Source organism: Bradyrhizobium sp. SZCCHNS3002 (assembly GCF_032377435.1).
In the GTDB taxonomy this organism is placed as follows: domain Bacteria; phylum Pseudomonadota; class Alphaproteobacteria; order Rhizobiales; family Xanthobacteraceae; genus Bradyrhizobium.
Genome location: NZ_JAUHHY010000006.1, coordinates 22,679 through 36,770, shown reverse-complemented (window position 1 = coordinate 36,770; position 14,092 = coordinate 22,679). Strand labels below are relative to the sequence as shown.

Sequence of the window (14,092 nt, the reverse complement as noted above, 5' to 3'; positions counted from 1 at the left end):
TGAGCGAACAAACGACAGCTTCTTTCCGTATTCTCTGCTCCTTGTGACGAAAGCATTGCTTTGCGCCGACGCACTTACCTTTCCTGCGCGCGCTTCCAGGCGGCGGGGCTCGTCTTGACCATGCGTGAAAATACGCGCGTGAAATGGCTTTGATCGGCGAAGCCGGCATTGAGCGCGATTTCGCTGAGCGGCTGATCGCTGTTCAGCATCAATTCCTTCGATCGCTCGACCCGTTGAGATAGCAGCCATTGATGTGGCGGACAGCCCACCGTCCGTCGAAATGCCTGACTGAAGTGACTGCATGACAGGCGGCACGCCTGCGCGAGATTCGGCAACGTCACATTGCCATTCAAGTCTGCCAGCAGCATCTCCTTTGCCCGACGCTCCTGCCATGGAGAAAGGCCGCCTCGGGCGATTTGCGGGCGCGCGTCAGACGATCCGTATGTTTTGAGCAAATGCGCCGTCAGCGCTCTCCAGGCGTGGTCAAGAAAGATCTTGCTCGCCTGTTCGGGACGCATCAGAGCGGGCAGAAGCGCCATCGCAACGTTCGTCACGACGGAGTCCAATCTTGTCTCCACGATGGGACAATGAAGTGTCCCCGCGCCCGGCGAGCCCTGCCCCTCGGCGACCTCGTCGAGAGCCGATTGAGGTAGGTAGAAATTGGCAACCTGGAATGAGCTCTGAATATCTGCCTGCCAAGTGTGTCGCATGTCGCTGATGTGAATTGTGCCTGCCGCGAGCGGAGGACTGGCGCAATGCCTCTCGTCGCTCCACACGTCGTATGAGGCGAGTTCATCCAGGTGTACGCAGACCGCATAGCCGGCTTTCCTGGCTTGCGATTCCGTGGAGCCATGTCCGGCCAGGCGTCTTGAAATGTGTGAGATCACCACCTCGTCTTCGCCCGCCGGAACGACCAGTTGTCTGAAGAGATCAACGCGGTCCAAGGACGTCTGGGCTATCACAGCGCCTCCACGATTCGGAGGCGTGCGGCGCGTCTTGACCGATCCAAACGCGTGCGCCGGCCAACCTGGGCTTGCGGCGGCGGTCTGATCGAGGACGCTCATATCAGGCTCCCCGAATCGGTGGGGACGGCGATCTCGATGCGCGCGCGGGCCGGCTTGATGCAGCGATGCCAGCACGGTCGCTGCGACGGCAGCCGCCAGCTTGAATACTGGCGAGCGCACCCCGTCTGGGGATCCTTCAACCCTTGCATATGTGGACACTCTCGTGTTGGTCGCTCTGCACTTGCAAGGTACAATTCCTGAGCAAGTCCGGGGGTTAGAACATCCGAGAGGCGTGTTAGAATGCTCAAAGACGGGTGTTAGATTGTGTGAGAGGTCTCCTTCGGGACGGTAGACCGCCCGGGTTCCCCGTCAAGGCGCAGCGCGCCTGGCGCAATCAACGAGCAATTTCCTGGCGTTGATGAAATCAGGGCACCCGAAGCCTTCGGTGCGGCTTTCCAGGACGTCCTCCAACAGTTCCACGGACGCCTCGAACCTTCCCTGCGAGCGCCACAGGCTGGCCAAGCTCGTCGCCGTTCGCAGTTCCCACGCACGGGCTCCGCATGCCTTCGCGGCTTCGAGGGATTGAATGAAAAGCTCCTCCGCCCTGGGCATGTCCTTCATCGTTTCGGCCAAGAACACGTGACCTTTGATGCGAAGAAGCTCGGCGGCATTGAACATGTCTCCATTTCGCGCCACCGTAGCAAGTGCGTCGTCCGCCGCGTCAAGCGCTTCTCTCGCTTGACCCGCCATCAGCAATCCCTCCGCCAACGCACTCTTGAAGGCTGTGGTCATCAGTTCATAACGATGCGCGCGCGTCTCGATGAGGGCGTATCTCAGCATCGGCAGCCCCGCCTGGTGGTCACCTCGCATGACAGCGAGATAGCCTCGCACGCCAATTCCCGCCGCCTCATAGGCGACTATTGCGCGATTGCGCGCGTGATCGATCAGTCGCTCGATGCTCTGCTCCGCATTTTCCCAATCTCCGTTCCAAAGATAGACTGAAACAGCCCAGATAAGCGCGATGCAGAGCGTAAGCGGATGATTCAGCTTCCCGGCCTCGATCGAGACCTGCCGAGCCAATTCGGTCGCCCGGTCGGCGTATCCAAGAAGCCAGAGCGTGCGCGCCAGGCAGATTCCAGCGCGGTTGCGATAGTCGAGACCAAGACGGAATGAATCGACATGCTTTGATTCGGGTACGTGCCTGACAGCCGATTCCAGATACCCACGCGCCTTCTCGAGATCCTCCATGAGATGATGCGAGACACCCAGAAGGGAGCTTGCAGCCGCCAGCGCCCCCTGGTCATTCATCTTCAGTGCAACTGCCTCACTGCGTTCGGCATATTTGAGAGCCTCGCGAAAATTTCCGGTTCTGTAGTGAAACAGATGCAGGCGGCCGATCAATTGCAGTTGACTTGGCAAATCCCCCAAGTCCCCGGCCACTTCAAGTCCCCTTTCGAGTGATGTCCTGGCCTGCTGATTATTGCCTTGAGAAAACATGAGCGAGAGGCCAAGCGCCGCCTGCAAGGTCACCTCTCCACACGTCCCCCGGCTCGACTCATCCAGATTGACCATCGCCAGCTCCGTCCAGCGGCGACATTCCGTGACCAACGACGACTCGAGCAGCAGTGGAGCGGCCGCAGCGGTCAGTGCAATAGCGATCGACTTTTCGGTCTGAAGAAAGCTCCACTCCAATGCCGCACGTATGTTGCCGAGGTGAGGGTCGTAATCGGAGGCCCCGTCACGACCTGCCTCGGTCAGCCGAAGATTCTCGTGCTGTTCGGCCCACCTCAGATAAAACATGGCATGTCGCTGGAAGACGCCGTTGTCGTCGTCACGATCGATGAGCTTCGACAAGGCGTATGCGCGCGTGGTGTCGAGCAGACGATAGCGCGCCTCCGATGTCCCTGAAGCGACCGCTATCAGCGACTTGTCGACGAGGCTTGCGACGGCCTCGAACGCGAGCTCCTCGCTGAGATCATCCGGCCCGACCACGGCAACGACGGCTCGCATCGAGAAAAAACCAACGAAGACAGCTGACCGCCGAAGCACAAGCGATTCGTTGTCGGAGAGCAGACCGTAACTCCAATCCAGCGCAGCTGTCAGCGTCTGGTGACGCTGCAAAGCCGTGCGCCGCCCCTGGCCCAGCAGCCTGAACCGGTCATCGAGCAGAGCAGCCGTTCCTTTGACCCCGAAGGCGATCACCCGGCTTGCAGCGATTTCAATCGCCAGTGCTATTCCATCCAATCGCCGGCAGATGTCCCCGACGATCGGCGCATCGGCATCGTTCAATTCAAATGATGACCCATTCGCGAGAACGCGATCCAGGAACAATTGCGCCGCCGGAAACGCAAGCACGTCCGAGACTGTCTGCACATCGAGGGGCGGATTCTCCAATGACGGCAGTTGGAAGACATATTCTCCCTCCACCCGTAGCGCCTCACGACTCGTCGCGAGAATTCGCACCTTCGGTGCGTGCTGAAAAATATGCTCGGCGAGTGCCGCCGCAGAGGTGACGACGTGCTCGCAACTATCGAGGATCAGCAACATGCTCTTGTCGCGGATAAAGCTGATGATGGCCGGCGTCGGATCATCGGATTGAACCATGAGACCGAGCGTCGACGCCACGGCCGTCGGCACGAGCATGGGATCGTTCAGGGGCCCCAAGTCGAAGAAGGCCACGGCGCCGGCAACCTGCGGATTCGTGTGATGCGCAACAGCTATGGCCACCGTCGTCTTGCCGATCCCGCCTGGTCCAACGATGGTGACGAAGCGATCCTTGAGGAGCATCCCGCAGACTTTTTCGACCACCTCGTCGCGACCGATCATCCGGCTGAGACGCGGTGGCAGGCCATAGTTCGACTCGACAGCCCGACTGCGATCGTCTGCCTCTGCGCTCATCCGATATGATACAGGACAGACGAAACTGTACCCTTTGCCCGGCACCGTGGCGACAAATCTGGCGCCGGCTTCTCCGTCGCCCAGGACCTTGCGCAACACGCCGATGTGGAATCGCAGGCTGCCGGCATCGACGTTCACGTCCGGCCAGACCCGCGCCATCAGATCATGTTTGTCGACGACGCTGCCCGCCTGCTGCAGGAGCACAAGAAGAATATCCAGCGCGCGCGGCGGCAGGTGGACCGGTGTCGCACCTTTTCTCAGAGACCGCTCACTCACCCGGAGTATGAACGAGCCGAACGACACTTCATCCTCCTGCGACAACGTATCCTGAGGAATCATCCGGCATGTCCCGCTAAGGCGCCAACGGCCAATTCTTGAGATGTCTGCTTGTCAAAATCAAAGACACAAACGATCACAGGTCCAGCTTACGCGATCGACCTGCGACACTTTGCAACCGATCGCTCGCTTGTTGCCCCGAAAGGGACAAGCCGCCCTTGCTGCGCGTTGCGCAGGCATTTTTGCATCGTTTGCGTCTGCGAGTGAGCGAAACGTACAAAGCCGAGGAGGTTCATTCAAGTACCCGCCATCGAATTCGCCCCATATGTCCGGACGAACCCTGCGGATCATCGGAGGCGAAGATGAGCCAAGTGTCACAATTGACAAGACGGCGCTTTTGTTTGTGTTGCGTGGCATCGGCTACTTTCGCATCCGGTGGAGGGTGGCTGACGCCTCGGGCCGCGTATGCCGAAGCGAGGAACATCGTGGACATGATCCGTGCGGACGCGGCCACGGCATCCATCAAGGTCCACAAATTGCGCGGCGGCGTCAGCGTCCTCGAGGGCTCCGGCGGCAGTGTCGGCGTGCTCAGTGGACCGGACGGCAAGGTCATGATCGACGCCGGAATCACAGCGTCGAAGCCCCGAATGCTGGAAGCGCTGGCCAGTCTTGGAAGCGAGCCCGTGCGGCATCTCATCAACACGCATTGGCATTTCGACCACGCCGATGGCAACGAGTGGGTTCAGGCCCAGGGCGCGGCCATTACGGCTCACGAGAACACACGAAAACATTTGAAGACGATGCAGCGCGTCGAGGACTGGAACTTCGATTTCCCGGCCCTGGCGCCGAGCGCCATTCCCACGGACGTGTTTTCCGAACGGAAGCGGCTGACGGTGAACCGATCCACGATCGAACTTCAGTATTATGGGCCTGCTCACACCGACAGCGACATCTCGGTCCACTTCGTGGAAGCCGATATTCTGCATGTCGCGGATACCTTCTGGAATGGGATCTACCCGTTCATCGACTACTCGACCGGCGGCAGCATCGACGGCATGATCCGCGCAGCGGAGGCGAATCTGGCGAAGGCCGGTGACAAGACGATCGTGATCGCGGGACACGGCGTCCCGATCAGCAATCGCGCCGAGCTGCAGGACTATCGCGACATGCTGGTCGCCATCCGCGACAACGTCGCGCGGCTCAAGAAGCAGGAGAAGACGCTCGATGCGGTGGTCGCTGCCAGGCCGACGGCGGCCTTCGACGGCAAATGGGGTCAGTTCGTCATCACGCCGGCGCTGTTCACCAAGCTGGTCTATGAGGGCGTCTAGCTCGACAGGCCGAAGCGGCGACCCGTCACAGGGAGCACTGACATGAGCGACCCACAGAGGCAAACGGTTCTTGACGCCGGAACCACGACGGCGAATGCCCGTCTTGGCGTGGGATCCTGGACCATCATCGTGATCCTGGTCGCGCTGCTGGGAGCCTCAGGCTTCGTCGCCTATCTCGGCTGGACACTTGGAAGCGGCGCGGACGTGACGACCGCAGGCTATGTCGCGATGGCCCTGGGCGTGGTCGCTTCACTGGCCGTCGGAGTCGGGCTCATGGGCCTGGTGTTCTACAGCAGCCGCCGCGGCTACGACGAGCCTGCGGTGTTCATCACGACGGAGCAAGATTCCGAATGCTCTGTCGAGACGGACGGCGACAACAAATGATCCGCAACTTCCGGGATCACTCCGCAAACGAGCGCACGTTCCTGGCCTGGATACGGACCGCCATCGCCGTGATGGCATTCGGATTTGTCATCGAAAGATTCGATCTGATGCTGGAGGCCGCCGGCTTTGCCGCGGGCGCCGCGACACCGCGTGCGGCGGAGCGCGAATTCGCCAACATCGCGGGAACCTCGGCGATCGCCGTCGGGACGCTCCTGTTCGTCCTCGCGACCGTTCGCTTCCTGCGCAACGCGACCATGATCGACAGCGACGAGGAGCGAAAGATCCCGGGCTCGCGCATGGACATCGTGCTGGGCGGGCTGCTCAGTGTGATGGGAATTGCGCTGCTGGTGTACTTGTCCCACGTCTGACGCAGCCAGGTCAGCCGCGATCGACACCGAGGCGGTGTTCACTGCGCCGGCGCCGTTGGGACTGCTACTTCTCCGACGCGACCTCGGCTGCAATGCCCTGGAGCAGCTTCGACATCGCCTCGACTGCGGCCTTGGCGTCCGGGCCTGCGGCGTGCCTGGCGGCGATCCAGGCCGGATCATTGTACGACAGCCACGTGATGCCGTCCGCATCCTGCCAGACCAGCGCCTTCAGCGGCAGGTCGATGCCCGCGGTCTGCGCCGCCTGCATCACCGGTGTGCCGCCCTTGGCATTGCCGAAGATCAGCAGGTCGGTCGGGCGCAGCGACAGATCGACCGCCGCGGCGCCGGCCGCATGATCGACCCGCGCGAAGATGGTCAGGCCTCGCCGGGACACCGCGGCCTCGAGCCGCCTCATGGTCTCCGTCGGCTCGTAGTGGCTCTTCTGACTGATCAATCCTTCGGCGGCCATGGCGTCTGCTCCTGAGAGGCGGGCTGATAAGAGAACAAGTGTTGCTGCGAGCAAATGAGGCCGCGAACGGCGCAATTGCGGGTATGTCGCGTTCGGCATGGAAAACCTATTTGCTGCTCCTACTGAATTCCGGTTCCGGGATGAAGCCGTCCCGGTTGGGCATCCGGATTCCAGGCAGGGAGTGATTGTCGAGCTGGCCCTCCGGAGGCAGGATCCCGTTGAGGCTGAGGATGTAGGCGGCCACCGCGTAGGTGTCGTCGACGCTGAGCGATCCCGGCGCCTGATAGGGCATGGCCCTGTGGATGTAGTCGAACAGGGTCGTGGCGTAAGGCCAGAAGCTTCCCACCGTTTTCACGGGCGTGGCCGAGGCCAGTGTCCCCTGCCCGCCAGCCAGCCGATCCTTGATGCCGCCAACGCCATTGTCGCCGTGGCAGGACGCGCAGTTCTCCGCGAAAACGTCCTTGCCTCGGGCCACCGTGCCGCTACCTGGCGGCAGGCCCTTTCCATCAGGTCGGACGTCGATGTCCCACAGCGCGATCTCACCGGGGGTCGCGGGGCGGCCGAAGTCCGCCGCCACTGCGGAGGAGACCAGCGCTGATACCATCGCGCCCGACAGCAGCGCCATTCTACGACAGGACATTTTGCACCCTTCCCGCCTGGTCGATGCTCCAGGTCTGCTGGGCGTTGTAGTGAAACAGGGCGTTGGTCCCCATCGTGGCGATGAAGGAGTTGCGGTCGGGCTGCACATGGCCCTTGTCGTCGGTCGCGCGGCTGACGATCTTTGTCGGCCTGCCGTCCCAGATCCAATCCATCTGGAAGCGTGTCTGGGCTTTCGGCAGCGCCGGAAGGTTCAGTTGCGCGTCCTGCCAGCTGTTCGCGCCGTCGGTGCTGATCTCCACCCTGGCGATCCTGCCGTGGCCGCTCCAGGCCAGTCCCGAAATGCGATTGTATCCCGGCCGGATCTGCATGGTGCCCGAGGGCTGCGTGATGACCGAGTTGGTCTCCATCCGCAGCTGGAATTGCCTGGCCTTGCCGTTGGCGAGGAGCTGCGTGTAGCGGGCCGTCTCCCAGCGGGTCATCCATGGCTGGTCGCCGAATTTCAGGCGGCGCAGCCATTTGATGTTCAGATTGCCCTCCATGCCGGGCAGGATCAGCCGGATCGGAAAACCGTGCGCCGGTCTGATCGGCTCGCCGTTCTGCCCGTAGGCGATGATCGCCTCATCGACGATCTCCTGGGTGAGCGGAATGCTGCGAGCCACGGCGGCGGCGTCTCCGCCCTCGGCGAGCATCCAGGTGGCAGCCGTGTCCTTCTCCACCAGCCCCAGAATGAACTTCAGCGGCACGCCGGTCCATTCGCTGGTGCTGACCAGCCCATGCGTGTTCTGAACGGTGAGATCGCCGTCGGCCTTCTTCCAATTCTCCCAGCCATTGCCGGTGCATTCGAGAAAGGCCATGCGGGAGATGGCCGGCATCGCCTTCAGATCGTCGACGGAGAACACCAGTTGTTTGCGGACCATGCCGTGCACGAGCAGCCGGTGCCTGGACGGGTCGAGGTCGGGGGCGCCAGCGTGACTGCGCTCGTAGTGCAGGTCGGACGGCGTGATGGCGCCGACGAGCTTCTGCAGGGGAGCTTTCGAGTTGATGGCGTCGGCGGGATCGACGTTGCGGCGCCCTGGCCCCGCCTCGGGGATCCGCCCGATCTGCACGTATGTCGACCGTGCGCTGAGCGCGCCCAAATCAGCTCCCGGCTCGCGGGCCGGCACGTCCGCGAGCGTTTCTGCCGCCGCGCTCGCAGCGGCCGTGCTTGCAACGAGGCCCGTCGTCGCGGCCGCGAGGAATTTCCTTCGATTCCACCCGACGTCGCTTCCGTGTCGTTCCGACATGCCGTTGTCCTCCTCACTCCGGAGCGAGCCGGGATCCGCTGCATCTTGTCCCGGCGCGTTCCGCGTTTGCCTCGAACGGAAATCGCCTGAGGGAAAGATTCCGCTGCGGCGACCTCGAACTGCGTGCGGCACGATCAGACCTGAGCCGCGCCGCCGTCCACGAACAATTCGGCCCCGTTGACGAAGGAGCTGTTGTCGGACGCCAGGAACAGGACCGCCTCCGCAATCTCGCTCGGCCGCCCGACCCGTCCGACCGGCGCCACATCGCTGTGCCCCTTCAGGAACTCGGCCATCTGGTCGTCCGTCATGCCGAATTTGTCGTAGGCCGGCGTCGGTACCGTGCCGGGGCTCACGACATTGACGCGGATCTTTCGATCTCTCAGATCGACGCTCCAGCCGCGAGCGAACGACCTGATCGCGGCCTTGCTCGCGGCATAGACGCTGAATGCAGGAATGCCCTTGATGGCGGCGATCGACGCGTTCAGCACGATCGAGGACCCCTCGCCCATCAGCGGCAGCGCCTTCTGCACGGTGAACAGGGTCCCACGGACGTTGACGCCAAACGTCTTGTCGAAGTGGGCCTCCGTGATCGACCCGAGCGGAGCGAACTCGCCGAGACCGGCATTCGCGAACAGAACATCCAGCCGCCCCTTGGTTCGCTTGATCTCGTCGAACAGACGATCGAGATCCCCGGGGTTCGCGATGTCGCCTTGGATTCCCCGGGCGTTCGACCCGATCGCGGCGACGGCCGTCTCGAGTTCGGCCGGCCGTCTCCCCGAAATGAAGACGAACGCGCCTTCCGCCGCAAACAGCTTTGCGGTCGCCAATCCGATGCCGCTGGTTCCACCAGTGACGAGCGCAATTTTCCCTGACAATCGGTTCATGTGGTACCCTTGAGCGGTCGGCTTCCGTAGGCGGCTCCGACGATGCGCGGTGACGCTAAGGGAACATGTCCAAAGCCGATTGGACCTTTCTGCGATTTTTGTCTCGATCACCCGATGTCCGTGTCGTCCAACGAGGACAACGTCAAACGAGCAAGCATCTGGAAGCGCCTCTCCGACCTGGGACTTTGGGGAGGGTCGATCGTTCGACGCAGGAATTGATCCGAATCCGGCATGCTCATCACCAGGTTACAGTCCCTGCGCTAGATATTGGCTCCATGATCACGGCTCGCGATGACAACCGAACCAGGAAAGAGCCGTCGGATCAGCATGTAAAAAATAGGTGTGAAAATCAGACCGAACAGCGTGACACCGATCATGCCGAAGAAGACGGCAACTCCGACCGCTTGTCGCATTTCGGCACCCGAGCCACTCGAAATTACGAGCGGCAGGACGCCGAGAATGAAGGCAAACGAAGTCATCAGAATAGGCCGCAGCCGCAAACGGCACGCCTCGATCACCGCCTCCAGTCGATCGCCGCCCTCGCGCTCGATATCGCGAGCAAATTCGACGATAAGGATGGCATTTTTGGCGGCGAGTCCCACCAGCACGATGAAGCCGATTTGGGTCAGGATGTTGATGTCCTGTCCCATAACGCGTACCCCAACGGTCGCCGCCAGCAGGCACATCGGCACGATCAGCAGCACGGCGAAGGGCAGGCTCCAACTGCCATATTGCGCCGCCAGAACCAGAAATACGAACAGCACGCAGATCGGGAAGACAAAAAGCCCCGCGTTCCCGCTCGTCGCCTGCTGATACGACAAATCGGTCCATTCGAAGGAAAAGCCGCTCGGCAGCGTCTGAGTGGCGAGATTGCGCATGATGTTGATCGCGGTCGCGGAGCTGGTGCCGGGCATCGTGTCGCCTTGCACTTCCGACGCTGGATACAAATTATACCGAGAAACTCGCTCCGGTCCCGCCTTGTCGGTGAGATTCAACACACTGCCAAGTAGCACCATGTCGCCGGCCCTGTTGCGGGTCTGTAGCCGGGCGAGATCAGTCGTATCCTTGCGGAACGGCAGGTCGGCTTGGGCGGTGACACGATAGGTGCGGCCGAGAATGTTGAAGTCGTTGACATAGGCCGAACCGAAATAGGTCTCGATCGTATCGGTGACGTTCTGGATCGGCAGCCCTAGCATCTGCGCCTTCTGTCGGTCGATCTCGACGAACACTTGCGGCGTGTTGGCCGTGAAAGGCGAGAACACCGCGGTCAGTCCGGGCACCCGCCGAGCGGCGGTGACCAGTTCGTCGGTTGCCGCCGCCAGCATCTCGGGCCCACGGCCTTGCCGATCCTGGATGCGCATCGCAAAGCCGCCCCCGGTACCGATGCCCGGAACCGCGGGTGGTGGCACCACAATGATGAATGCACTTTCGATCACCGACAGCCGCTTGCGCAGCTCCGCGGTGATCTTGGCCGCCGTCAGCCCCTTCTTGAGCCTTGCTTCCGGTGCGTCGAACACCGGAAACAGAGCGGCGGCGTTGCTCGACTGCGTTCTGGTTGCGCCAGACAGCCCCGCTAACGCCGGCACCCGCACGACGCCCGGAGTGTCCAGCGCGATGGCCTCGATCTGGCGCACCACTTCGGTGGTGCGCGCAAGCGAGGCGGCGCCGGGCAGCTGCACCGAGACGATGACGTAGCCGCGGTCCTGCGCCGGAATAAATCCTTGCGGTGTGGTGTAGAGCAACCAACCGGCACCACCGATCAGCGCCATGTAGATGACGAGCATCGGCGCCGAATGCCGGATGACGAAAGCGGCCGCCAGGCCGTAGCCTTCGGACAACCGATCAAAGCCGCGATTAAACGCAGCCGCCGCCCCGCCCCAACCACGAGCAACAACATTCCAGCTTGCCGGCGAACGCTTGTCCTGATGCGGCTGCAGAATGATCGACGCCAGAGCCGGCGATAGCGTGAGCGAACAAAAGCACGAGATCGCGGTGGCAACCGCGATGGTGATGGCGAACTGCTGAAAAAACTGGCCGGAGATCCCGCCCAGAAAAGCCGTCGGTACGAACACCGCGCACAAGACTAGTGCTATCGAAACCAGTGCCCCGCCGACCTCCTCCATCGTGCAAAGCGCCGCGTCGCGCCGTCGCATCCCCGCCGCGAGATGCCGCTCGACATTTTCCACGACCACGATAGCGTCGTCGACCACAATGCCGACCGCGAGCACGAGTCCGAACAGCGTCAAGTTGTTGATGGAGAAGCCGAGCGCCGCCATCACCGAAAAAGTGCCGACGAGCGACACCGGAATCGCGATGATCGGGATGATCGCGGGTCGCCAGCCCTGCAGGAACACCAGCACGACGATGACCACCAAGATCATCGCCTCGTAAATGGTCTTGATTAGCTCGGATACCGACTGCGCGATGAACTCGGTCGGATTGTAGCCTATGTTGTAATCAAGCCCCTTGGGGAAGTCCGCCTTCAGCCGCTCCATTGTGCTGGAAATCGCCCTTGCGGTCGCTAGCGCATTGGAACCTGGACGCTGGGACACCAGCAGCGCCACGGCCTGTTTCCGCAGCAGAAAACCGTTGGTGGTGGAGGTAAGCGCGCCGAGTTCCACGCGGGCGACGTCACGTAATCTCACGGTGCGGCCATCGTCACCGGCTTTCAGCACGATGTCCTGGAATTCAGCAACATCCTTGAGCCGCCCAGTAAAGGTGAGGCTCGGCTGAAACGCGCGATCGGCAATCGGCGGCTCGGCGATCTGGCCGCCGGCGATCTGCAGGTTCTGCGCCCGGATGGCCCCCAACACATCGCTGGACGTCATTCCCAGGCTGGCGATTTTGTCCGGATCGAGCCACAGCCGCATGGAATAGTCGCGTGCAGCGAAAATCTGAATGTCCCCTATCCCATCGAGCCGCAGCAGCTGGTCGCGCACCTGGCGAAGCGCATAATTGGAGATATACAGCTGATCGTAAGTGTCGTCCGGTGACAGCATGAATACGACCATCAAGAGGTCGGGGCTGTTCTTGCGAGTCACGACTCCCGTACGCTGCACTTCCTCCGGCAACCGCGGCTGCGCGATGGCGACGCGGTTTTGCACCAGCACCTGGGCCTTATCGAGGTCGGTTCCGAGCTTGAAGGTTACCGTGACGGTCAATTGGCCGTTCGAGGTGGCCTGGCTGTAAAGATACAGCATGTCCTCGACGCCGTTGATCTCCTGCTCAATCGGCGTTGCCACCGTGTCCGAGACGGTCTGCGCCGATGCGCCGGGATACTGCGCTGTGACCACGACGGTCGGCGGTGCCACCTGCGGATATTCTGCGACTGGCAAGGTCTGATAAGCGATCACCCCGACGATCAGCAGCACGATCGACAAGACCATGGCCAGGATCGGCTGGTTGATGGACAGGCGCCCTAAGTTCATGGCTTGGCGTCGCCCACCTTGGCCGCATGCGGCGCCACCTTGGCGCCCACGCGGGCACGTTGAAGCCCGTCGATGATGACCCTGTCCTCAGGCCTCAGGCCTTGCTTGATAATGCGCAGCCCGTCATCGAGCGCGCCGAGCGTCACCGGCTTAGCCTCGACGAGGTCATCATCCTTGACCACATAAACGATCTTGCGCGACTGATCGGTGGCGATGGCGGCGTCAGGCAACAACAGTGCCTCATAGGGCGCGCTGCCGATGACACGGACCCGCGCGAATTGACCGGGCAGGATCGACAGATCGTCGTTGTCAACCAGAGCACGTCCGCGGAGTGTACCGGTGCCGACGTCCAGACGGTTGTCCAGAAAGTCCACCTTGCCCGCGCGGGACGGTTTAGTTTCGCCCGCCATGATGATCTGTACAGGATTGGGCGTATCGCGAGAGCTTGGTCGCTTGCCTTCGAACCAAAGCCTGCTGTTCCGCTGATAGATCGACTCATCCATGTCGAAATAGACGTGGATTGGATTCATCGATACGATCGAGGTGAGCAAGGTCGCACCGCTTTCGGACCCTTGCACCAGATTTCCGACGGTCACCAGATGACGGCTGATCCGCCCGGCAATCGGAGCCGTGACCTTGGTGAATTCGACGTCCAGTTCAGCGCGTTTCAGCGCGCCTTCCGCCTGCAATGTCGCCGCCTCGGCCGCAGCCAACGACTGCTTGCGCTGATCAACGATGTTTTCCGAGATGGCCTGGGTCCGGATCAAGGTCGTAGCGCGCTCGAGCTCGCGTTGCGCGAGTTCCACCTTCGCCTTGGCGTCGGCCAATTGACCTTGCGCCTGCTCGGCTGCGGCCTGATACTGGCGCGGATCGATTTCGTAGAGCAGGTCGCCGACGTTAACGATAGCGCCGTCCTTGAATGCCACTTTGGTCACAAAACCGGTCACGCGGGCGCGGATCTGCACCTGTTCCACTGCGTCGAAGCGGCCTGTAAATTCGTCCCAATCCGTGACCATCCGTTTCGTCGGCTGAGCCACCGTCACCGGCGGGGGCGGAGGTGCCGCCGCCTGCTCAGGCGGTTTGTCGCAGCTAGCAAGCAACACGACGGAGGAGGCGACGACAAAGAATAAGGTGCCCCTGAGCAATGGACAAAGACCGTTGCTACTCGCG

11 protein-coding genes are annotated in these 14,092 nt (G+C 61.9%); 3 read left to right on the top strand and 8 right to left on the bottom strand.

Translation table 11 applies throughout. The features are described 5' to 3' along the window. Positions 1-74 precede the first annotated feature (74 nt). Entirely contained in the window at positions 75-1,064 is a 990-nt protein-coding gene (locus QW845_RS14255; RefSeq protein WP_250171833.1) for a helix-turn-helix domain-containing protein, read from the bottom strand. A gap of 309 nt (positions 1,065-1,373) precedes the next feature. Beyond that, on the bottom strand, positions 1,374-4,241 hold the full coding sequence (locus QW845_RS14250; protein WP_315802205.1) for an ATP-binding protein: 2,868 nt from the start codon (positions 4,239-4,241) through the stop codon (positions 1,374-1,376). 299 nt (positions 4,242-4,540) lie between these two features. Between QW845_RS14250 and QW845_RS14245 the strand changes: the two genes are divergently transcribed. From QW845_RS14245 to QW845_RS14235, 3 genes are read left to right on the top strand one after another with little or no spacing between them, the layout of a single operon-like run. Beyond that, positions 4,541-5,506 carry an MBL fold metallo-hydrolase gene (locus QW845_RS14245; protein ID WP_250171853.1) on the top strand — a complete coding sequence of 322 codons (966 nt, stop codon included), beginning with the start codon at positions 4,541-4,543 and terminating at the stop codon, positions 5,504-5,506. A 42-nt stretch (positions 5,507-5,548) separates the two neighbouring features. Beyond that, on the top strand, positions 5,549-5,890 hold the full coding sequence (locus tag QW845_RS14240; protein ID WP_315802204.1) for a hypothetical protein: 342 nt from the start codon (positions 5,549-5,551) through the stop codon (positions 5,888-5,890). Beyond that, the gene (locus tag QW845_RS14235) at positions 5,887-6,258 is read left to right on the top strand and encodes a YidH family protein (protein ID WP_250171836.1); all 372 of its coding nucleotides are present in this window, start codon (positions 5,887-5,889) and stop codon (positions 6,256-6,258) included. Before QW845_RS14240 ends, QW845_RS14235 begins: the two co-directional genes overlap by 4 nt. A 64-nt stretch (positions 6,259-6,322) precedes the next feature. Here QW845_RS14235 and QW845_RS14230 read toward each other — a convergent pair whose 3' ends face one another. The 6 genes from QW845_RS14230 to QW845_RS14205 form a co-directional block, all read right to left on the bottom strand. Then, the gene (locus tag QW845_RS14230; RefSeq protein ID WP_250171837.1) at positions 6,323-6,727 is read right to left on the bottom strand and encodes a DUF302 domain-containing protein; all 405 of its coding nucleotides are present in this window, start codon (positions 6,725-6,727) and stop codon (positions 6,323-6,325) included. Between the two features lie 106 nt (positions 6,728-6,833). Then, positions 6,834-7,367, bottom strand: a complete 534-nt coding sequence (locus QW845_RS14225; RefSeq protein ID WP_315802203.1) for a cytochrome c — start codon at positions 7,365-7,367, stop codon at positions 6,834-6,836. After that, positions 7,354-8,610: a sulfite dehydrogenase gene (gene soxC / locus QW845_RS14220; RefSeq protein WP_315802202.1), complete on the bottom strand. Its 1,257-nt coding sequence runs from the start codon at positions 8,608-8,610 to the stop codon at positions 7,354-7,356. The genes QW845_RS14225 and soxC overlap by 14 nt, the downstream gene beginning before the upstream one ends. 134 nt (positions 8,611-8,744) lie before the next feature. Further along, the gene (locus QW845_RS14215; RefSeq protein ID WP_315802201.1) at positions 8,745-9,494 is read right to left on the bottom strand and encodes an SDR family oxidoreductase; all 750 of its coding nucleotides are present in this window, start codon (positions 9,492-9,494) and stop codon (positions 8,745-8,747) included. A 260-nt stretch (positions 9,495-9,754) separates the two neighbouring features. Further along, entirely contained in the window at positions 9,755-12,922 is a 3,168-nt protein-coding gene (locus QW845_RS14210; protein WP_315802200.1) for a multidrug efflux RND transporter permease subunit, read from the bottom strand. Beyond that, the gene (locus QW845_RS14205; RefSeq protein WP_315802533.1) at positions 12,919-14,067 is read right to left on the bottom strand and encodes an efflux RND transporter periplasmic adaptor subunit; all 1,149 of its coding nucleotides are present in this window, start codon (positions 14,065-14,067) and stop codon (positions 12,919-12,921) included. Before QW845_RS14205 ends, QW845_RS14210 begins: the two co-directional genes overlap by 4 nt. Positions 14,068-14,092: the final 25 nt, after the last annotated feature.